We start from the raw sequence: 22150 nt of genomic DNA, 5'->3' as shown, positions 1-22150 counted from the left end.
CTAAAGACCCTATGGGCCAATCATCTTAACTGTTCAAAAAACCTATGAAAAAGGTTAATGTAGCCATCAATGGTTTTGGTAGAATCGGAAGAACCTTCTTCCGACTTCTTCAAGATAAACCTCATATAAACGTAGTTGCCATTAATGACCTGGCAGATTCCAAAACACTCGCCCATTTATTAAAATACGATAGCATACATGGTATTTATTCGGGCAATATTACCCATAACGGCGCACATATCATTGTTGACGACAAGCCGGTAAAACTTACCAATATTGCAGACCCCAGAAGTATAGACTGGGGCCAATATGATATTGACATCGTGTTGGAATGTACTGGAAAATTCAAGACTAAGGATATTCTTGACCAATACATAAAGAACGGGGCCAAAAAAGTGATTCTTTCCGCCCCCCCTGTAGACGATGACATTAAAATGATTGTCTATGGAATCAACGAACAAACATTAAAAGAAGAGGATTCCATAATTTCCAATGCCTCATGCACTACCAATAATGCAGCCCCGATGATAAAGGTGATAAATGACCTTTGCGGTATAGATCAGGCATATATTACCACTGTACATTCTTACACGAGCGACCAAAGTTTACACGATCAACCACATAAGGATTTGAGAAGGGCCCGAGCTGCGGCACAATCGATCGTACCAACTACGACAGGAGCCGCAAAAGCACTGACACGCATCTTTCCGGAACTGGCAGATGTTATAGGCGGTTGCGGCATCAGAGTTCCTGTACCCAACGGGTCTTTGACAGATATTACCTTCAATGTAAGAAGAAATACCTCAATCCAAGAAATTAATGATACTTTTGAGAAAGCATCAAAGAACGAACTAAAAAATATTCTCTGTTATACAGAAGATCCAATAGTATCTATAGATATAAACAATAGTTGTTATTCTTGTACGTTTGATTCTTTAATGACCTCGGTTATAGGCAAAATGGTGAAAATCATAGGATGGTACGATAATGAGACGGGGTATTGCAATAGATTAATAGACTTGGTAAATTTAATGGTAAGAAAAAAATATATTTGAAGACTTCTTATTTACATAGGATCGTCAATTATTTTTTCCCCTTATGCTTTGTATTATTGGCGGGAGTGACCTTGTCTGCCCAAGATTCTGTATCCACTGTAAGTTTAGACCCCTTCTTTGACGAGGCCCGTACATACAGAAACCAGAGCAGAATAGACCTTGCAATAGAGACACTTGACAAGGCTGCCGAAGAAGCAGAAAAAAATGAAGATGTAAAGGGGCTGATAGATTGTTATCATGAGTTGGCCCTACTCTACCTAAAGCTTGAAAAAGAAAGCGACACCCAATTTTACTGGGATCGGGCAAGCGTACTGCTCAAAGATGTTGCGTACCCATACGGTGACGCCATTCATAAATACATAGAAGCTGTTCTATTGTATCAGGCCGATCAAAATTTTCAATCCTTGTTTATGCTGAACGAAGCTAAACAATTGAACAACGACCGTAATTTTATCAACAACATTCTATTAACGGAAGCGTATGTTTACATAAAATTGGAAAAATATGATAGCGCCACCAAAAACCTCAACTCCCTTGTGGTCAACTCGGACATACACGAAAAAGATTATTTGTCCACCCAAGCCTATTTAGGCCTGGCCAAACTATACCAAAAGACCAACAACTATCCAGAAAGCTCTAAAAATGCCGAAAATGCGTTGGCCCTTGCCAAAGAAAACGGCTTTTTTTTAGAAGTTAAGGAAGCAAACGAAATTTTGTCCGACGTCTATGCAAAAATGGGACTATATGAAAATGCATGGGCCAGTAGCCAAAATTTACTCAGCATCAAAGATTCTTTATTTACTATCGACAAACTTAAGACCGAGGCAAAAACAGCCGATAAGATACGAGACGATTATAAGACAGAACTTATTATAAAACAAGACCACACGATAGAAGAACTCAAAGAATCGCAAAACAGGTCTGAGCTTACGGCCATATTAGCTTCCGCTTTCTTAATAATAATATCATTATTGGCCGTTTCCCTCTACAGAAACAATCAGATAAAATTAAAGACAAACGATCTTCTACAGACTAAAAATCAAGAATTACAAAAAGCGAAGGACAGTGCCGTACAGGCCATGGAAGCCAAAACCAACTTTTTATCTACCGTTAGCCATGAATTAAGAACCCCCTTGTACGCTGTAACCGGACTTACGCATTTGCTTTTAGAGGAAAATCCTGCGGAGCATCAAAAAGAACACCTCAAAGCACTAAAATTTTCAGGTGATTATCTATTGAATTTCATTAACGATATTCTTCACATCAACAAAATCGATGCCGATAAGTTAGAACCCTTGAATATGGAATTCAACCTCAAAAAGATATTGAACGAGGTAATGGATTCGCTACAACAGAGCGCCAAGGAAAATAACACAAAGTTGATTCTCGATTATGACTCCAATATTCCCAGTCATTTAATGAGCGATCCTTTAAAACTTTCACAGATATTCATAAACTTAATTGGCAACGCCATAAAGTTCACAAAAAACGGTACGGTAAACGTTATTTGTAAACTAGGCAAAAAAGAAGGAGAAGATGTTACCATCTATTTTGAGGTAAAAGATAACGGTATTGGTATTTCAAAAGAAAAACAACAAAGTATTTTTGATGGTTTTGAACAAGGATCTATACAAATAAACAGAGAATATGGGGGTACAGGGCTTGGCCTCACCATTGTTAAAAGTTTATTGGGCCTTTTTGAAAGCAACATAAGATTGGAGAGCAAACTGGGCATAGGCAGTTCTTTTTCATTTGAGATCAATATGAAAAGTAAAGATGACCTTGTTGATGATATTGCCTTTGAGATTACTCCTCGCGATTATGATTTTAAAGGACTTCACATACTTATCGTTGAAGACAATAAAATAAACCAGGTCATTACCAAAAAAATGCTCACAAAAAAAGAAATCACCAGTGATATTGCGAGCAATGGAGAAGAAGCCGTAAACCTTGCCAAAGAAAATACATACGATGCCATTTTAATGGATATTCACATGCCTGGCATAAGTGGTGAAGAAGCCACGCTACAAATAAGAAAATTTGACAAGGAAACGCCTATAATTGCGCTAACGGCTATATCATTGGACGATAGTTTAGAAAGTTTTTATGCCGCCGGATGTAACGATGTGGTAACAAAACCATTTAAACCTGAAGTTTTCTATCAAAAAATCGGAGAGAACATATTTGACAAAAACACTAAGAAATCCCGTTCATAAGCTGAAAAAGCTGTTCTTTCAACACTTTATATCCGTTATTAAGAAGTACATGTTTAACAGGCAGGTAATACAAATTATCCAACTTATCACTTAATCTTACATAGTCTTTTTCGGTAGTTATGATGACTTCTTTCGTTTTTAATCGGTCTATTTCGTTTTCCGAGAAAAAATGATGGTCACCAAAAGACAAGTGATCAAACTCCAATCCTTTATTTTTTAGATAAGCGACCAAAGGAGCCGGATTCGCAATACCTGTAACAAGACTAACCTTTTTATCTTTAAAAGTATTCAGCCCAACGGTTGTAGCTCCATGCTTCAAATCTTGGTCATAGGCTAAATGGGCGAACAACACCTGTTGGTTTTTCTTTGGTCCTATTTTATTTACAATACGTTCTTGTTCTTGGCCTGTAATATCAGAGGGACATTTAGTCACAACAATCAAATTAGCCCTATTGGCCGCATATTTACTATCCCTAAGGTTTCCTGTAGGCAAATACCAATCGTCTGTATACAAATCGCCGTAAGCGGTTAACAAGATAGAAAAATGGGGCAAAACCTTTCTATGTTGATAAGCATCGTCCAACAAAATCATCGCCGGATGTATCTTTTTTTCCAATTCCCGAATACCATTTCTCCTATCTGCATCTACGGCGACCGTAACTTCCGGAAACTTCGAAAATATCTGAAAGGGCTCATCTCCTATTTCCTCTACCGTACTATCGGCTTGGGCAAGAACAAAACCTTTCGACTTTCTTTTATACCCCCTACTCAACACCGCCAACTTACTTGTATCCCTTAATATATCAATCACCAGTTCTGTCATAGGTGTCTTGCCCGTACCCCCCACACTAAGATTTCCGATACAGACCGTTGGCGTGTCATAACGCTCCGATTTAAAAACGCCTATATCATACAAAAAATTACGAATATAGACCACAAGGGCATATACCAGGGAAAATGGAAAAAGAAGTTTTCTCAACAGTTGCATCTGAACGAAATTATAATATTTTATCTTTGATAACCAGATAATTTTTTGAAAATGACAATTAAGAAGGTTACCCAAGTTTTAGAGGAGTTAGCTCCCTTGAGCCATGCCGAAGATTTTGACAATGTAGGCCTTTTGGTCGGAGATGAATTGATGGAGATAAGCGGAATTTTGGTCACTTTGGACACCATTGAAAGTGTAGTGGACGAAGCCATCGCCAACCAATGCAACCTTATTGTCAGTTTTCATCCGATCGTTTTTAGCGGACTAAAAAAAATAACTGGCAAAAACTATGTGGAACGTACGGTAATAAAGGCTATTGAAAATAAAATTGCCATATACGCCATACATACTGCCTTAGATAACTCACCCAAAGGCGTAAATGCTAAAATCTGTGAGGTTCTAGGATTGTCAAAAACCCGTATCCTAATACCAAAAAAAGATACGATCAGAAAACTAACCACCTATGTACCTGTTGATGATGCCGACTTTTTAAAAGAAAAACTATTTGCTGCCGGTGCGGGCCACATAGGCAATTATAGTAATTGTAGTTTTACCGTAGACGGAGTTGGCAGTTATAAGGCAGGTGAAAATACGAACCCCACCAAAGGAGAAAAAGGTGTTACCCATTACGAAAAAGAATCTTTGGTTTCCATTACCTATTTAAAAGCAGACGAAAAAGGGGTAATCAACGCATTAAAAACACACCATCCGTACGAAGAGGTTGCCTATGAAGTATTTAGTATTGAAAACCACAACCCGTATATCGGAATGGGAATGATCGGCGAACTGGCCACACCGATGCCCGAGAAAGAATTTTTGTCCACTCTTAAGACCAAAATGAACGCCGCTGTCGTTAGGCATTCAGAACTCAGAAACAAACCTATAAAAAAGGTAGCCGTTCTGGGTGGTAGCGGGGCATTTGCCATCGGTGCCGCAAAGGCAGCCGGAGCCGACATTTTTGTAACGGCCGACGTAAAATACCATCAATTTTATGAGGCTGAAGGGCAAATGGTCATAGCCGATATTGGACACTTTGAAACTGAGCAGTTTACAAAAAACCTTTTAGTTGATTATCTTACAAAAAAAATTCCTAATTTTGCAATCCGTTTATCGGAAAGTATAACAAATCCTATCAAGTATTTTTAAATATGGCAAAAAAAGAAGATTCATCTGTTGAAGCAAAGTTAAGGGCATTATACGATTTGCAATTAATTGATTCTAGGGTAGATGAAATACGAAATGTACGTGGAGAATTACCTTTAGAAGTAGAAGATCTAGAGGATGAAGTGCTAGGCCTTAAGACTAGGATGGATAAGTTAAAAACCGATTTGGAAACTATTAACTTTGAGATAGGCGCCAAGAAAAACCTTATCGAAGAAGCCAAAAATTTGATTAAAAAATACACTGAACAACAAAAAAATGTTCGTAACAGTAGAGAATTCAACTCTATTAGCAAAGAATTGGAGTTCCAAGAATTGGAAATACAATTGGCCGAAAAGAACATTAAGGAATTCAAGGCGCAAATAGAGCAGAAAAAAGAGGTGATCGCAGAAACCAAAGAGCGTTTGGCAGAAAGAGAAGCCCACCTTAAACATAAAAAAGGCGAGTTGAACGCTATTTTGGCAGAAACCGAAAAAGAAGAAAAAGCGCTTTTAGAAGAATCTATCAAATTTCAGGATAAAATAGAGGAAAGACTTGTAAAAGCATATGCCCGTATACGAAACAATGTTAAAAACGGTCTAGCTGTAGTACCTATCGAAAGAGGTGCTTCCGGTGGTTCTTTCTTTACCATACCTCCACAAGTACAAGTCGAAATTGCTTCGAGAAAGAAAATAATCACTGACGAACACAGTGGTAGAATTCTTGTTGACCCTGCATTGGCCGATGAAGAGCAAGAAAAAATGGAGAAATTCTTCGCTAAACTATAAGCGAAACAACTCAAAATAAAAAGGGCCGAACTTATATAGTTTGGCCCTTTTTATTTATTACAACAGCCTTTTATTATTCTTTAGACAACTAAAGATTTACCTTTTCTTTTTTTTACAAGAAAAACACAGGACTACCCCTTAATCTTCTCTTATATCGTCTTGTCCGCCAACATCTCCAACATGGCCTTCTCTACCGTTTCACTATCCCATTCTTGTTCTATTTGCGGCCTTTTCATAATTTCTTTCATAATGCTTTCTTGAAAATCACCATAAGCCAAAGCTTCCGCATAAGGTCTTTCTGAAAAAGTAACCCTACTGTAGGCAGGTATCCATTTATCAGGATACTTTGAAGAAAACTTCTTCTCTATCTTTTTTTGAAGTAAAAACATGGGATCTGCAGTTTTACTGCTCATTTCAATAAAGTTACGGTAACTCAACTCGGCTATTGCATCCGCATTTGGTTTACGTTCTTTTTGATAAACCTCAAAGATCGTCTCCCAATCATCTCCATGTTCTTTTATAATTTGATCAAGCACATAGATATCTTCAAACCCTGCGTTCATCCCTTGTCCATAAAAAGGGACTATCGCATGTGCAGAGTCCCCCACCAAAGCTACCTTGTTCCAATAGGTCCAAGGATAACATTTCATTGTAACCATTGCACTTGTGGGGTTCTTAAAAAAATCGTGGATCAAATTCTCTATATCGTTTTGAACGTTCGGAAAATAGGTGTTAAAAAAATGATCGGCATCACTCTTTGTTTTTATACTCTCAAAAGAAATATCACCTTCAAAAGGCATAAACAACGTACATGTAAAACTACCGTCTAAATTGGGCATGGCAATGAACATAAACTTGCCTCTGGGCCATATATGAAAAGAATTTTTATCCAATTTATGGGTACCATCCGTATTGGCGGGTATGGTAAGCTCTTTGTAGCCTACATCAATAAAGTCTTGTGAATAATTAAACCTACTACGTCTTTGCATCTTATGGCGTACTCTAGAAAAAGCACCATCACACCCAAAAACGAGGTCAAAATCATATTCTTTCCACTCACTTTTCTCAGATTCGCCGGTAAAAACTTTGGCATTTGGCAGATCAACATCCCAAACTTTTTCCTCAAACCTAAACCGTACTCCGGCCTCCTCTGCCAGATCTATCATTTTTTTATTGAGTACACCTCTAGAAATAGACCATATGGCCTCACCTTCTTTACCATATTTCTGATGGTACTCCGGTTTTCCGATTACATGCATACAACGCTTATCCAATGGAATACCAATTTTCCTTATTTCTTCCTCTATTCCCACCTCTCGCAAGGCCTTCCACCCCCTATTGCTCATTGCCAGGTTTATAGACCTTCCTGAAAACTCTACAAGACGTATATCGGGGCGTCTATCAAAAACCGTAATTTCATGTCCATATTTTTTAAGATATAGGGCCAATAAAGATCCCACGAGACCTGAGCCTATAATGGCTATATTTTTTTTTGTTTGGGTCATATTATATGTAATGTATACTTCTGAAATGGGATAGCAAATACAGGAAAGCGACCATTACCTTACGGTAAATAATTAAGTCACATCTCTCTATTGAAAAGCAAGAATCGGTCTTCAATATAGTTTAAACTATACACACTCCGTAGTAGATTTAAAAACTCAAATTTAATCATTTTAAGGCCTATCCGATTTTAACATAAATTTCAAATACTTTGATAAACCATACTCCTATTTTTCCTCGTAGATAAATAAAGACTATTCCGCGAGAGCGCCTATATATATAAAAGACCTTCTTGAAGCTTCAAGAAGGTCTTTTAGTACACTAACATTTCATAAGGTTATTTTAAAATACCATCAACAATACCGTACGCTACGGATTCTTCGGCATTCATCCAATAGTCTCTATCAAAGTCTTTTAGCACTTTTTCGAATTCTTGTCCGCAATTATCGGCCAAAATTTGTGCGCTCAACTCTTTGGTCTTAATGATTTCCCTAGCTTGGATCTCTATATTGGAAGCCTGCCCTCTGGCCCCTCCACTTGGTTGGTGGATCATAACCTGGGCATGTGGTTGAATAAAACGTCTTCCTTTTTTACCTACCGACAACAATATAGAACCCATAGATGCCGCCAGCCCGGTACAAATGGTAGAAACGGGGCTTTTTAAGGACTTAATGGTATCGTACATAGCAAAGCCAGAGGTTACATAACCACCAGGACTGTTTATATAAAGTTGAATTTCCTTATTATTTTGCATATCTAAATACAACAACCTATCTATCACATGCTTAGCAGAATCATCATCTACCTGACCCCATAGAAAGACCTTTCTTTCCTCCAGCATTTTTTCATCGATAGCCTCTTGTATTTTTCCTTTTTTCGAGCTCATATTTTAATTTTTTATCAAAATCAAAATTAAGGAATTAATTGTTAAAGCAATAGCCACATCACAATGTTTAAAAGCTATGGTTTTAATCTTCCTTAAACATCTACTTCTACGGTGTTGTTTACTATTTTTTTGATAGGTAGCACAACTTTTCCTTTTTTGGTTTTCAATACTACAGAAATATTATCGATAGCTTCTATGGTACCTTCCATATCCTTAACTTTTATCTTATCACCTACTTCATATATTTTTCTAGAATAAAAGGTTCTAAGTAAGTCGCCCACAATTTCTCTTGATCCCAGCCCCAATGCCAAGGCAAAGGCCAATAAGAAAGAACCTAATATAATGGTAAAATTACTGGTAATAATTTCGGTATTGATGCCCGCCTGATTGAGAGAGGTAATACCTACAAAGATTACTATTAGGTAAAATAGCACATTTCCCAACGCCTTACCTCCTCTAATATCCATAGAGTCAAAAACGGTAATGATCGTTTTTTTAACCGTTTTCGCCAGGTACAGTCCAACCATAAAAATAATAAGGGCCGTAAGTAATTTAGGTATGTATCTTAATAGGTTGGCTATTTCGTTCGAAATGATCTTTAGATTCATCACATCGGCAGCTACTATAATAAAAACCAACCACAAGATTCCTTTTACAAAACTTAAGATTATTTTAGATATATCGATTTTAAAATTGGAGTCCCCAAAAAGCTTTGCATCATCAATTTTCTTGGATAGCTCATCTACCTTAACGATACGCATTACTTTCTTTAGGATATAAGACACGACCTTAATGGTGATCCACCCAAAAAGAATCACCACAAAAGCACCAAAAATACCCGGTAAAGCTGCGGCAATATCCTTTAAAATAGACCCTAAAGTATCAAAAACAAGGTTTTTCCATTTTTCTACTGTATCCATAATATTATAATTTCTTTTCTAGTTTAATTCTTTTTTGATTTTCCCGTTTTTAATAAACCTTCTATCAAGGATGCATAGTTACTGGTAAACAAAGTGGCCATTTCCATAATAAGCTTCGCCAAGGCAATATCGGACATTACCTTTTTTCGTAGCTCGGGGGGCACATCTTTTAAATCTCCCTGAATTGCCTTAAACGGATTTTGGTTTTGTTCCTGCATTAAGGTAATGTTTTATAGGTTTCTATTACTCTTGCCTTTGCGCGTTTTAATCTCATCTTTATCGCAGAAGGCCCTAGCTCCAAAAGTGTTTCCAGTTCTTTGATAGAAACACCATCTTGATACTTCAAAAGCAGGATAGACTTATCTTCTGGCGGTATCATTTCTAACGCCTGCTTAAGTTTCGACACCTGTAACTCCAATAAACTTTCGTCGGTCACTTCCATCGAAAGTTCGAGCTCGGTATCATCTATAGAGTTCGATTTGTCCCCAATTTTCCTACCCTTGTCCCTGTTCACATAATTAACACAAAAATTATAGGTGAAAGAATACAACCATGTGGAAAATTTGGACTTTCCCTTAAAAGACCCCAGTTTCACAAAAAGCATCAAAAACACATCTTGTGTAAGATCTTCGGCTTCCTTTTGTGATTTGGCGAAACCATAACATTTGTTATATACCAATTTGCTGTAACGATCATACAGCACTCCGAACAGCATTGTGTCCCTTTTTTCAACAATATCCTTTACCAGATCTTCATCTGTAATATCCTTGTAGGGATCATCATGTCCCAATTTAGAATTAAATTGGTTCCTTATGATGATTAGACACAATTTGCGTAGAAAGGTCACCTTAAAGCGTTTAATGGAGGGATAAAAATAGTTATAAGAATCATTAATTAATACCTTTAAGCAAAATTTACATCAACAATGAAACATTACACCTTATATTTTCTTTGCAGTTTATTCATGATAACTGCTTGTAAAACGGAAAAAAAGCAAGATAAAAAAACGGTTGAAAAAAAATTGAACATACTAGAGGAAATAGCCTATGCCAACGGTTATGAACACTGGAAAAATGTTGAAAGCATCAAGTTCACTTTTAACGTGGACAGGGATTCTTCCCATTTTGAACGTACTTGGCTATGGCAACCAAAAACAAACGATGTTGTGTTCATGACCAGCGAAGACACCCTTTCATACAACCGAAAGGCCGTTGACAGCATTATCGCAAAAACGGACGCAGGTTTTATTAATGATAAGTATTGGTTATTGGCTCCGTATCAATTGGTTTGGGACCAACAGAGTTTCACCCATGAACATACCATGGCCTCCGAAGCTCCTTTAAGCAAAGAAACCATGCAAAAACTGACCATTGTCTATGGCAACGAAGGGGGCTATACACCCGGTGACGCCTATGATTTTTATTTTGGCGATGACTACCGTATCAAAGAATGGGCCTTTAGAAAGGGAAATAGCCCAGAACCTAGTATGATCACCAGTTGGGAGGACTATAAAACCATCAAAAACATTGAGTTGGCCACTATGCACAAAAGGGCCGACGGTAATTTTCAGCTATATTTTACGGGAATAGAGATAGAATAACAAAAACCTGTCCTCTTATTTAAGCTATAGAAAATTTACACAAGATTTTTTTATATGTAAACGTCTAAGCGCTTTTTCGCTTTAAAAGCGCCAAGACCCCTAGAATGATAAGTGCTACACAAAACAACACCATAAAACTGGTTTTTAGCGAATAGTTGTCCGCCAAAAATCCTAAGATCGGTGGAGCGCATAAAAACCCGGAATAACCGGCACCGGCAATAAAGGAAACCCCTTGCGAGGAGGTTACCCCTTTTACATTGCCCCCAATTCTGAAAAGCTCGGGGATTATAACCGAAAAACCGAGCCCGCACAAGGCAAAGCCAATTATTGCAAAATAAGTAACCGTGGTCAACACCAAAATATACCCTATAATACTCAGTAAAGTACCGAGCGCCACCATTTTTACGGATCCCAAACGGGCACTGATACCGTCTCCCAAAAAACGGCCCACGGTCATTGTAATCTGAAACCCTAAAAACCCTGCTCCCCATAGTGCTTCGGGAGCCAAACTTATTTCTTTCAAATAAAGTCCGCTCCAATCTACAATAGCACCTTCGCTCCCCATGGCTATAAAAGAGATCAACCCCAACAACAACAAGGGTTTAAAATGTTTTAAGCTAAATGCTTCCTTTTGTATGGCAACGGCCACTTCACCAACATACTGTCTATAGAACATCAGATTAACCGTTAACACCAATAAAACGGCAATTCCCATATGCAAGACCGGATTGTTCAACGGACCAATAAGAAAGCTACCCAAACCGGCGAGAACCCCTCCTAAACTAAAAAAGCCATGCGAGGCCGACATAAACTTGGCCCCATCTTTTTTTTCCAGTTCGGTCACCAAGGTATTCATAGATATGTCGGTAAAACCATTGGAGGCCCCAAACAGGAACAAGCTTGCCATTAGCATATAAAAAGTTGGACTTAAAAGAGGTAACATGGCGGCCATGCAACTAAGAATTACCCCGTACCATGTAGATTTTCCAACGCCTACCCTATTAATAATGGTGGATGCAAAAGGAAAAACAATAAAAACACCCAAGGACAAACAAAAAATGGCAATTCCCAATTGAGACTTGTCTATACCTAGGTTTTCCTTTACCGTAGGTATATAAATGGCCCATGTACCAAAAAGTATATTGATGCTCGCAAATACCCAAGAGGGACCAAAATACCTCGCATTGCCCAAGATTAGTCTAAGTGATTTCATTTTATGATCTGACCATAGAAATGGGTTATTTGGTCAATATGCCTTTTTTCAAGATTTCACCAAACCTGAACATATCTTCGTACGAACAATAAAAAGGTGCCGGCGCCAATCTAATTACATTGGGCTCTCTCCAATCTGTTATTACACCGTTTTCCATTAAATAGTTAAAAAGCTCTTTGCCTTCACCATGTAGAAAAACGGATAATTGACACCCTCTATCTTTAGGTGTAATTATTTCAAAACTGCTTTCTACCTGAGCATCTACCTCTTTTAATATAAACTCTAAATAGGCTACTATTTTATCTCTTTTTTCCATAAGGGCCTCCATTCCCACTTCCTCAAAGAGTTCTAACGAGGCCAAGTAGGGCGCCATTGTCAATACCGGTGCATTGCTAACCTGCCATGCATCGGCATTTTCCATTGGTTCAAAATTGGGTTTCATTAAAAAACGCTCGGATTTTTTGGTTCCCCACCAACCTTCGAACCTAGGTATATCCTTTTTATTCAAGTACTGTTCATGAATATAGATACCTGAGGCGTTCCCCGGACCACTGTTCATATACTTATAACTGCACCAAGCGGCAAAATCGGCATTCCAATCATGTAGTTTCAATTCCACATTTCCTGCCCCATGGGCCAAATCCCAACCGACATAGGCCCCTACGGCCTTGCCCGCTTTAGTAATCGCCTCCATATCCATCACCTGCCCATTGTAGTAATTTACCCCACCTATAAGCACCAGGGCCAACTCATCTCCTACCTCCTCTATTTTCTCTAGAATATCCTCTGTTCTCCAAAAGTGCTCACCTTTTCTTTTTTTAACCTCTACAATAGCATCGTCGGGATCAAAACCATGAAAACGCGCCTGACTATGAAGCATATATTGATCGCTCGGAAAAGCTTTTTCCTCACAAAGTATCTTATAACGTTTTTTTGTAGGCCTATAAAAAGAGACCATCAGCAAATGAAGGTTAACGGTAAGTGTATTCATCACCGAAACTTCTTTGGTCTTGGCCCCCACTACCTTGGCCAAAGGTGCGGCCAAGCGTTCATGGTAATCCCACCAAGGTTTATCGGCATAAAAATGGCCTTCGACCGCTAAATCTGCCCAGTCTTTCATTATCTCATCAACGAACGCCTTGGTTCTTTTTGGCTGCAACCCCAATGAGTTGCCCGTAAAATATATAACCTGTTTCCCCTTTACCTTCGGAAAAATAAATTCATCCCTATATGCATGCAATGCATCTTTTGCATCTAACGATCGGGCGAACTCTAATGTGTTTTTAAATTCCATACCTGCAATTTCTACAAAAATACTCATATAGCATTTATAGCAATGGTTTCATATAAAATTATGGGATTACTCCCCTATTCTTACCCTCATTTCTACAATATGCCTTTTAAAACCTACCTTTTCACAAGCCTTAATGGCAGGTTCGTTCTCATTGTATACCGTAAGTCTCAATTCTGTCAACCCTTTAGATAGGGCCCATGTTTTTAATCTGTCTATGATGCTACCATTTATTCCTTGTCCCCTATATACCGGATCCGTGTACATAAAACCTAAATACGCATACGTCTCATGATCCAAATAATGCCTTGCCGGTTTTTCCAACGCATATCCTGTAGCCACGATCTTATCTTTATCGCATGCTACCAATACCACGGCCCTTGAGTTTTTCATTAGATCCAACAGATTATAATAAGTAACGGTTTCGTTTCTAATGCTAGGATCATAAGGCCTTTCGGCAGCAATAACTTCTTGTTCGCATTGCAACAGCACCGGTAAATCTGTCTTTTGGGCTTCCCTAATAATTATATTTTCTTTCATTACCCATTTTTATAGGGAATTAAATTAAGGCTTAATACCCTATTTTTGCAAAAAGTATCGTATGCATTTTTTATCGGACGATTTAGAGGAATACCTTGCGAATAATTCTCAGAAAGAGCCTCAACTACTTCAAGAGCTAACACGCGAAACACACCTTAAGGTAATACAGCCAAGAATGCTCACCGGTCACTTTCAGGGCCGCGTACTCAGTCTATTATCAAAACTGATACGACCAAAATATATTCTTGAAATCGGAACCTATACAGGCTATTCCGCCTTGTGCCTTGCAGAAGGCCTCCAAGTGGATGGCGAACTACACACTATTGATGTAAACGCCGAACTGTACGACATGCAACGCACCTATTTTGATAAAAGCGATTACGGAACAAAGATCCACCAACATGTTGGCGATGCACTGGATATTGTACCCCAACTCGATATTACTTTTGACCTGATATTTATAGATGCCGAAAAAAAGCAATACGATAATTACCTTGAAACAGTGCTTCCAAAAACAAAATCGGGCAGTGTTATTCTTTCTGACAACGTACTATGGTCCGGTAAAGTCGTAGAACCTTTGGACAAAAAGGACAAAACCACAAAAGTATTATTGGACTACAATAAAAAATTAAGTGAGCACCCCTTGTTAGATACCGTTCTTCTGCCCATACGAGACGGCCTTACCTTGAGTAGGGTAAAATAAGGTTCAGGTACAACCTATAGAACAGCCATGCCGATCCCGTACCGACTATGGCACCAACGACAAGATCTATGGGAAAATGGACACCTACATAAATTCTACTTAGGGTAAAAAGTATGGGCCATAGATAAAAAAAGTACACCCATTTAAAGCGATCCCTTAAAAAAAGGACTACCATAGTAGTTATGGAGAAAGAAGAAGAGGCATGCCCAGAAAAGAAACTATAGCCAGACGGCCTTCTTAATATTCGGATAATCGTATTTATCTCTGCATCGTTATTGGGTCTTAACCTTGCCACTACCTCTTTGGTAAGATCCGTCAAAGTAGTAATAAACAGCACCATCACCAGTAAGGTACCGATCATCATATAAGCCTCTCGTCTAGGTCGTTTTACAAAAAACAACACAATAAATAAAACCAATAAGGGAATCCATGGGGGAAATTTGGTCACCGTAGACCAAAAAGCATCATATTTCTCGACACCAAGATTGTTCAGGTATACAAACGTTTCTCGATCCCATTCTAAAATACGATCAAACATAAACGTCTTTTATTTTCTTTTTATAGTGCCGGATACGTCGCTTATTTTTTTACTTACATCACCAAACTGATTTTTGATGTCTTTTGTAATACCGGTATCTATACTATTTTTAACTTCCTCGATATCTTTTTGAATATCGGTTATAACACTGGTATCTATACCTTGTTTATCAGCACTTCTTTGTATCTCCCTTTTTATATCTTCCGTAGCATCCCTAAGCTGTCTCATACCTTTGCCTAGGCCTTTGGCTATTCCCGGAATCTTATCCGCGCCAAAAACCATCACCACAATAAACATGATGAAAAATATCTCGGCCCCACTGATGAATAAAGAATATATTGAAATCATACTACAAATATAAACAAGTTTGAATGCGCAATAAAAAAGCCCTGTTGTTTAACAGGGCTTTTTTTTATTAAAATTCACTTTTTCTTATTGTCCCTTGATATTTTCCTTGAATTTATCAAAGTCGCTCTGCGATTCTTTCCTTGGCCAAGAGTTGTTAGTAGTATCTATATCGGCAGTTTCCATTTTAGGATCTACAACGATACTTTTCAACTCGCTTGTAGAAGAAACTACCAGTTTCACCTCTTTATCGTTCTTTCTCCATATTTCTGCCGGATAGGTAATATTTTTAACCGTACCATCGGCATAGGTATACTCAACGATCAGTGGCATTGGAATACCTCCTGGCTTTTCATAGGTAACTTCGTAGAAGTACTTTGGCTCTTTTACCGCAGCCCTTTCGGCAGCTGTCATATTGTCCATCATAAATTCTTTTAAGGTCTTGGAATTTTCCGATGGTGCCTTTCCTTTTAAGTTAGTATCAAAATCTTCGCTTTCCTCGTCTGCCAAATAAACCAAAGGTGGCAAATCGGCCTCGGTCATATTACGTGCCGCCAAGTATTCCCTCATTTTTTTGGTAGGCTTGTCGCTCACATAATATTTTTTGATGCCCTTTACCCCTATGTCCACGTAATCGGTGGTATAGAACCAACCTCTCCAGAAATAATCTAAATCTACGGCAGAGGCATCTTCCATAGTTCTAAAGAAATCTTCTGGGGTCGGGTGTTTAAATTTCCAACGTTGTGCATAGGTTTTAAAAGCATGGTCAAAAAGCTCTCTACCCATTACCGTTTCCCTTAAAATATTCAGGGCAGTTGCCGGTTTACCATATGCATTGGCTCCCAATTGGTATACGTTTTCCGGATTGGACATAATAGGCGCGATCGTACTCTGGTCGCCACTCATGTAAGGAACAATTTTAGCTGGATCCCCTCTTCTAGATGGGTATTTGGCGTTAGGCGCTATCGCTTCTGGATAGGCTTCCCCAAACTCTTGCTCCGCCATATATTGCATAAAGGTATCCAAACCTTCGTCCATCCATCCCCACTGGCGCTCATCTGAATTTACGATCATTGGGAAAAAGTTGTGTCCTACCTCGTGGATAATAACACTGATCATTCCATATTTCACCCTATCGGAATAGGTACCGTCCTCGTTGGGCCTACCATAGTTCCAACAGATCATAGGGTATTCCATACCTTGATTTTTGGCATGAACGGAAATTGCTTTTGGATAGGGGTAATCGAACGTATGTGACGAATATGATTTTAAGGTATGCGCCACCACTTTTGTAGAGTACTCTTCCCATAAAGGGTTTCCTTCTTTTGGATATAATGAAACTGCCATTACATCCCTATCTCCCATTTTTACGGCCTGCATGTCCCAGATAAATTTTCTAGAAGTGGCAAACGCAAAATCACGTACATTTTCTGCTTTTAGCTTCCAGGTTTTTGTCTTTTCAGAAAAACCTTTTTCAGCCGCTTCGGCTTCTTCTTGCGTAACGATCACAACAGGCTTGTCATACGACTTTTTAGCCTTTTCGTAACGCTTCAACATTTCTTTGGTAAATACTTCTTTTCTGTTCTGAAGCTCTCCGGTACCGTCCAACACATGATCTGCGGGAACGGTAATGTTCACTTCATAGTTTCCAAAAGGAAGTGCAAACTCGCCACTGCCCCAGAACTGGTGGTTTTGCCAGCCCTCTACATCATTATAAACGGCCATTCTTGGGAAAAACTGAGCTATTACATAAGCCCTGTTACCATCTTTTGGAAAATACTCATATCCAGATCTTGCCCTGTTTACGGTATGATCGGGAATGTTGTAATTCCATTTCACTTTAAAGGAATATTGTGCCCCACTCTTAAGAGGTGAAGGCAGGTCTACGCGCATCATCGTAAAGTTGATGGTATAAGGCAATGCCTTACCCGAAGCATCCTTTACATACTCGATATTAAAACCTCCATCAAAAGGCTCTCCCATATATTTTGAGGCAAAACTACTTGGCTGTTCCGCCATGGGCACTCCGCCTCCGTTTCTTAATGGGGCTTTTGAATCTTTTGCCCTTACGTTTTGATCTAGTTGCACCCACAGGTACTCTAGATCATCGGGAGAGTTGTTGGTATAGGTAATGGTCTCCTCTCCATAAATTTTTGCATTCTTATCGTCCAAACGGATATCCATTTTGTAATCGGCCTGTTGTTGGTAGTAATCAGGACCTGGAGCTCCAGAAGCGGAACGATAGGTGTTTGGTGTAGCAAACTCCTCATAAAGTTGCTTAAACTTGCTTTGGTTGTAATGCCCTGGTTCTCTTTCTTGTTGGCCTTCTTCCTGCGCAAAGGACACTGCGGCGAACAAAAATAAAATCGAAGCAAAAACGTGATTAAATTTTCTCATTTTATTGTTAAGTTATTAGTCGTGTGAAAATTAAAGTTTTTATAAGGATTTCTTAATATATGTTACAGGTTTAACATTCCTTTAATATCCGACTTTAAGAGTACAAAACTTTTTTTCTTGTCCTTTATCTTAAAATGGACCACATTTTGTTGCTCATCGAACATATCTGTAAGCACCTCATTTACAATGGCGACAGAAGAAACCTCGGGCAGATTTATCTTGGGTACTTCCAGATAGCAAATAAGCATATCGGTATCGTACTTTTTTCCGAGCAAGTTATAATCAACTACCTCCCCATTGATCTCTACGCTAAATTTGGAGCGTAAATACTTTTCAAAATACTCGCGATCCATCTCGGACTCCTCCTCGGTACCCAGTTTTGAATCTATACCATAGCGTTCGTTGAGCACTGCCACCATATCATCTAGAAATACTCGGGTAATGATCTGCAGGGCATCGTCCTTTTCCGAATAGCCTACATTGGTGACACTGATGTAGAATTTATGTGCCACGGTAAAGGCCAACAAGGGCAGCAAAAATAAAACCAATACTTTTTTTACATGTTTCATAGTATCTATTTAAATGGCCTAAAAGCAAACCATATGCCAAAAACCCTAGTCAAAACCATTGTTTTTGCGGTACATGGTACTTTTGTTTTCCAAAAACTCCCATATCTTAAAAAGATCGTGGGTATCTACCACGGATTGAAAACGGGGATCAACCTCGCAAAAATAGAAAAAGTCATCTGTCTTGCCCTTGGGGATCTTAAGTTTGGTCTGGTAGAGCGAATCTGGGTAATAAGCCCTTACACGGGCCGTTCTACTATACAAACTGTTTCTTTCAACTCTTTTTTTTAGCATTTTGGTACGCCCCGAAATTTTGTTCAAAATAGGATTCAGGGGTATTAGCCCCCCTCCCGAAGTTGCTTCAAAAAGTTCTCGTTCCGCTTTGGTGGGTATCTTAACATAGGCATTTGGCAGTCCCAAGGTAGACGCGGTGACCACAGGCTCTATTTCTAGACTACCAAGGTCTTTGCTAAGGTCGCCCGATAAGTTGTATGGGGTAACCACCACTTCATCCAACTCTTCCAAGGCATCCTCCAAGGGCACCGACAACATGGTACTAGCAAATACATCGGGGGTAACCACTATGGTCTTCTTTTTAAACTGTACGGCAGAAAACACCAAGGTATCGTTTACACGAACGGGAATCGAAAAAAAACCGTTGATATCTGTAATAGAGGCCCGATCGGTAGTAATGTTCAGTACATGCGTCGCGGCCACATCGCCATCTTTGCTGTACACCCTTCCTTCTAAATCTTTAACAGTACCCGTCTGGGCCAAAATGGCCATAGGAAACAGAAAAATCAAAAGGGTCTTACTCCTCATTCACCTCTTTACGAAAAGATTTGCTCAGATTTACCAAAGTATCTATCAACTGAAACTCGTTCTCCTTTTTGAGCAACGACCTAGTAGGCATCCTTTTGTCACAATAGGTCAAAAAGGCTTCTATTTGCTCTTTGGGCAATTGAAGGTCCTCCATAAAAAAGCGGTCGTCGTAGACCTTTCTCAACACTTCGCTTACCTGTAGCTTCGGTGCCTGCTCGTCGGCCGTTTGTGGTTGGGCCTTGAAAATGGCACGGAATATATTCGCAAAATTAAGTCCGTCCTTCATACCCCTCTCGGTTTGCGATTGGGCAATGTTCTCCACCTCTGTGCTTCGGTCTATCTCATATTCATACTCCTTAAACTCCTCGTTCTTTAATTGTAAAAAACGCTCTTTGTCCGCAGGGGTAACCACCACCTCGTCCAATTCGGTCACTTTTTCGTCCACAGATACCACCAATCTGTTACGCTCCAATATTTCGGGGGTTATATCCACAATTTCGTACTGGTAGTTGACAGCGGTAAAAACCAGCTGATCCCCTACTTTTACGGCAATGGTAAATTCGCCGGCATCATTGGTAATGGTCGCTTCCTCTGTAGTAGAGTTGATCACATATTCGTTGGCAACGCTCACATTTTGGTACAATACCTGCCCCTTTAACAATCTGCGCCCGTCTTCTTGAGCAAAAGAGAAGCTTACCACAAAAATTAAAAATAACGTTAGTAAATTCTTGATCATAAAAAATTTGATAAGAAGATGTCTTAAGATAAAGAAATCAAAATTTAGAGGGTATAAAGTACGTACTTGTTAAGGTTTTAAAAAAGTCAACGCCAATAAACTTTTGTTAATTTCTTTTAAGAGGGCAACGAGGGTCTTCCCCATTTAGATAGTTCCCGTGTTTTGGGCATCCAATTCCATTTATTACAATACCCTTTCACTTTAACCTAAAGAGTTCTCTTTTTAACCAAAAAAACCAATTTACCTTAACAATAATCCTATTTTTGTTTCCCTTGTATTTATACATAAATACCACTATATGAAACGTCTAGTAGTTCTATTGATACTTATGACCACAGCGGTTACAAGTACTTTTGGTCAAATTAAGATCGGTGACAATCCACAAAATATAGACGGAGCGTCCGTACTGGAACTCGAGAGCAACTCGCGGGTACTGGTCATTACCAAAGCTACTACCGCAGAAATGGAAGCTATTACCCCCTTAAAGGGCGGTATGGTGTATAATACAGACACCGAGTGTATTCATTATTTCGATGGTACACAATGGATCAATCTGTGCGATGCGGTCAGTTTCGACATTACCAATGACGCCATTGTAAACACAAGAAGTAGTATTGCCATTACCCAGACCCCCAACAGTTATAACCTAGAGGTGGCCCAGAACAGCATTAAAAGCGAACATATTGTAGACGGTGGTATTAATGGCGACGATATACAGAACAACTCTATCGGGCAAGATAAACTGGGCGACGACTCGGTAGGGTCCGATGAGCTTAGGGACGGCTCCGTTACCAGTTCTCAAATTTTAGATGGTAGCATTATACCTGCGGACATGGCCAGTAACGACCCCGGCAAGGTATTGGGAACCGATGAAAACGGACTCGTTACCTGGCAAGATGCCTCTAGCTTAACACAAGACGTACAACTGGATATTACCCAAAATGCCAACGACATTGCCGATCATATTATCAATGACAACGATACCGATGACACCAACGAGCTTACCGACATAACTTTCGACAAGGCTACGAATACCCTTACCCTTTCAAATCCGGCTAGCACTGCAGGTGGATTCGTAACCCTTGAAGCTTTGGTAGGGTCCGATGATCAGCAATTGACCCTTACAGGGGACAACAGATTACAGATCGAAGACGGAAACGAAGTGGACCTAAGCAATTTTTTGGACAATACCGATGATCAAAATATATTGGGCGGTGCCGTTGTTGGAAACCAGTTACGAATAGATATTGAAGGGGGAAATTCTGGTACGATCGATGTTTCTGCCTTGACGCAAACCGGAACTGATAACCAAAATTTGGATCTAGTCGGAAACACCCTGGCTATTTCAGGGGGCAACGATGTAGACTTAACCAAGTACATGGACAATACCGATGAACAAGATTTAAGCATTCTGGGAACCACAATAACCATAACCGATGGTGCCAGTGCAGATATAGGACCTCTATTAGACCAAAACAGGGCCATTTTAACAGAAGGAACAAACATCACAATTACGGGAGACGGAACTACAGCAACCCCGTACGTAATAGATGCTACGGGTGGTGGTACTGCGGATGGCGTTGTTACCAATATCGAACTACAAGGAACCGACTTGGTGGTAACAGGTACCGCACCAGGCTTTAGTGGAACTATCCCTTTAGGGGCACTTGGAACCAATCAAAATGCTTCGCAAGTACCTTTTACCCCTTATTTGTCAATTGGGGCCAATGACACACAATCTGCGATTGAAGAACTTAAAGACGAATTGGAAGCGAATATTATTTCGGGAGGTGGAAATACAACTGATGAACTTCAAGACTTACAATTGAACACTACTATACTAACTTTAACTAATCCTGCCACCATTGGCAATCAAGTGGACCTTGACGCCATTTTTGCAACT

Annotated in this window: 21 protein-coding genes and 1 pseudogene; 7 read left to right on the top strand and 15 right to left on the bottom strand. The window is 39.3% G+C overall.

The features are described 5' to 3' along the window. Window positions 1–44 precede the first annotated feature (44 nt). Window positions 45–1055: a type I glyceraldehyde-3-phosphate dehydrogenase gene (gene gap / locus AB657_RS00125; protein WP_047244650.1), complete on the top strand. Its 1011-nt coding sequence runs from the start codon at window positions 45–47 to the stop codon at window positions 1053–1055. Beyond that, entirely contained in the window at window positions 1052–3271 is a 2220-nt protein-coding gene (locus AB657_RS00120) for a tetratricopeptide repeat-containing hybrid sensor histidine kinase/response regulator (RefSeq protein WP_316933199.1), read from the top strand. Before gap ends, AB657_RS00120 begins: the two co-directional genes overlap by 4 nt. Here the strand turns inward: AB657_RS00120 and lpxK are convergent. Next, the gene (gene lpxK, locus AB657_RS00115) at window positions 3252–4259 is read right to left on the bottom strand and encodes a tetraacyldisaccharide 4'-kinase (RefSeq protein WP_047244649.1); all 1008 of its coding nucleotides are present in this window, start codon (window positions 4257–4259) and stop codon (window positions 3252–3254) included. The genes AB657_RS00120 and lpxK overlap by 20 nt on opposite strands. Before the next feature lie 51 nt (window positions 4260–4310). Here lpxK and AB657_RS00110 point away from each other — a divergent pair, with 51 nt between their 5' ends. Both AB657_RS00110 and AB657_RS00105 read left to right on the top strand, forming a co-directional pair. After that, window positions 4311–5405, top strand: coding sequence for a Nif3-like dinuclear metal center hexameric protein (locus AB657_RS00110; protein ID WP_047244648.1), 1095 nt, complete (start codon window positions 4311–4313; stop codon window positions 5403–5405). A 2-nt stretch (window positions 5406–5407) separates the two neighbouring features. Continuing rightward, on the top strand, window positions 5408–6187 hold the full coding sequence (locus tag AB657_RS00105) for a zinc ribbon domain-containing protein (RefSeq protein ID WP_047244647.1): 780 nt from the start codon (window positions 5408–5410) through the stop codon (window positions 6185–6187). 149 nt (window positions 6188–6336) lie between these two features. On the opposite strand, the gene AB657_RS00100 is transcribed toward AB657_RS00105, so the two are convergent. The 5 genes from AB657_RS00100 to AB657_RS00080 all read right to left on the bottom strand — a co-directional run bounded on the left by AB657_RS00100 (window position 6337) and on the right by AB657_RS00080 (window position 10286). Further along, complete coding sequence (locus tag AB657_RS00100; protein ID WP_047244646.1) at window positions 6337–7692, bottom strand: FAD-dependent oxidoreductase; 1356 nt, start codon at window positions 7690–7692, stop codon at window positions 6337–6339. 335 nt (window positions 7693–8027) lie between these two features. Then, the gene (locus tag AB657_RS00095) at window positions 8028–8576 is read right to left on the bottom strand and encodes a ClpP family protease (RefSeq protein ID WP_047244645.1); all 549 of its coding nucleotides are present in this window, start codon (window positions 8574–8576) and stop codon (window positions 8028–8030) included. A 92-nt stretch (window positions 8577–8668) separates the two neighbouring features. Next, window positions 8669–9496 (bottom strand): mechanosensitive ion channel family protein, encoded by an 828-nt coding sequence (locus AB657_RS00090; protein WP_047244644.1) that lies wholly within the window; start codon window positions 9494–9496, stop codon window positions 8669–8671. Between the two features lie 23 nt (window positions 9497–9519). Beyond that, window positions 9520–9714 (bottom strand): hypothetical protein, encoded by a 195-nt coding sequence (locus AB657_RS00085; RefSeq protein ID WP_047244643.1) that lies wholly within the window; start codon window positions 9712–9714, stop codon window positions 9520–9522. Then, entirely contained in the window at window positions 9714–10286 is a 573-nt protein-coding gene (locus tag AB657_RS00080; protein WP_232304814.1) for an RNA polymerase sigma factor, read from the bottom strand. Before AB657_RS00080 ends, AB657_RS00085 begins: the two co-directional genes overlap by 1 nt. 231 nt (window positions 10287–10517) lie before the next feature. Between AB657_RS00080 and AB657_RS00075 the strand changes: the two genes are divergently transcribed. Continuing rightward, window positions 10518–11096, top strand: coding sequence for a hypothetical protein (locus tag AB657_RS00075; protein ID WP_232304813.1), 579 nt, complete (start codon window positions 10518–10520; stop codon window positions 11094–11096). A 64-nt stretch (window positions 11097–11160) separates the two neighbouring features. On the opposite strand, the gene AB657_RS00070 is transcribed toward AB657_RS00075, so the two are convergent. The 3 genes from AB657_RS00070 to AB657_RS00060 all read right to left on the bottom strand — a co-directional run bounded on the left by AB657_RS00070 (window position 11161) and on the right by AB657_RS00060 (window position 14140). Beyond that, entirely contained in the window at window positions 11161–12309 is a 1149-nt protein-coding gene (locus AB657_RS00070; RefSeq protein ID WP_047244641.1) for an MFS transporter, read from the bottom strand. Between the two features lie 25 nt (window positions 12310–12334). After that, window positions 12335–13603 carry a kynureninase gene (gene kynU, locus AB657_RS00065; RefSeq protein ID WP_047247688.1) on the bottom strand — a complete coding sequence of 423 codons (1269 nt, stop codon included), beginning with the start codon at window positions 13601–13603 and terminating at the stop codon, window positions 12335–12337. Window positions 13604–13669: 66 nt separating this feature from the next. Next, a complete protein-coding gene (locus AB657_RS00060) occupies window positions 13670–14140 on the bottom strand; it encodes a GNAT family N-acetyltransferase (protein WP_047244640.1) in 471 nt (156 codons plus the stop codon). 61 nt (window positions 14141–14201) lie between these two features. Between AB657_RS00060 and AB657_RS00055 the strand changes: the two genes are divergently transcribed. Then, window positions 14202–14843 (top strand): O-methyltransferase, encoded by a 642-nt coding sequence (locus tag AB657_RS00055; protein WP_047244639.1) that lies wholly within the window; start codon window positions 14202–14204, stop codon window positions 14841–14843. Here the strand turns inward: AB657_RS00055 and AB657_RS00050 are convergent. The 6 genes from AB657_RS00050 to AB657_RS00025 form a co-directional block, all read right to left on the bottom strand. After that, a complete protein-coding gene (locus AB657_RS00050; RefSeq protein WP_047244638.1) occupies window positions 14821–15381 on the bottom strand; it encodes a phosphatase PAP2 family protein in 561 nt (186 codons plus the stop codon). The two genes, AB657_RS00055 and AB657_RS00050, sit on opposite strands and share 23 nt — an antisense overlap. A 9-nt stretch (window positions 15382–15390) precedes the next feature. Then, a complete protein-coding gene (locus AB657_RS00045) occupies window positions 15391–15729 on the bottom strand; it encodes a Sec-independent protein translocase subunit TatA/TatB (RefSeq protein ID WP_047244637.1) in 339 nt (112 codons plus the stop codon). An 84-nt stretch (window positions 15730–15813) separates the two neighbouring features. Beyond that, entirely contained in the window at window positions 15814–18123 is a 2310-nt protein-coding gene (locus AB657_RS00040) for a M1 family metallopeptidase (RefSeq protein WP_047244636.1), read from the bottom strand. A gap of 62 nt (window positions 18124–18185) precedes the next feature. Beyond that, a complete protein-coding gene (locus AB657_RS00035; protein ID WP_047244635.1) occupies window positions 18186–18692 on the bottom strand; it encodes a DUF6702 family protein in 507 nt (168 codons plus the stop codon). Between the two features lie 45 nt (window positions 18693–18737). After that, entirely contained in the window at window positions 18738–19511 is a 774-nt protein-coding gene (locus tag AB657_RS00030; RefSeq protein ID WP_047244634.1) for an outer membrane protein, read from the bottom strand. After that, entirely contained in the window at window positions 19501–20247 is a 747-nt protein-coding gene (locus AB657_RS00025) for a hypothetical protein (protein WP_047244633.1), read from the bottom strand. Before AB657_RS00025 ends, AB657_RS00030 begins: the two co-directional genes overlap by 11 nt. A 298-nt stretch (window positions 20248–20545) precedes the next feature. Here AB657_RS00025 and AB657_RS00020 point away from each other — a divergent pair. Further along, window positions 20546–22150 (top strand): annotated as a pseudogene (locus AB657_RS00020) (hypothetical protein); the annotation flags it as partial.

It is taken from the genome of Maribacter thermophilus (assembly GCF_001020565.1).
Lineage (GTDB): Bacteria > Bacteroidota > Bacteroidia > Flavobacteriales > Flavobacteriaceae > Maribacter > Maribacter thermophilus.
The sequence above is the reverse complement of the archived record's forward strand: the minus strand, read 5'-3'. Positions and strand labels throughout refer to the sequence as shown.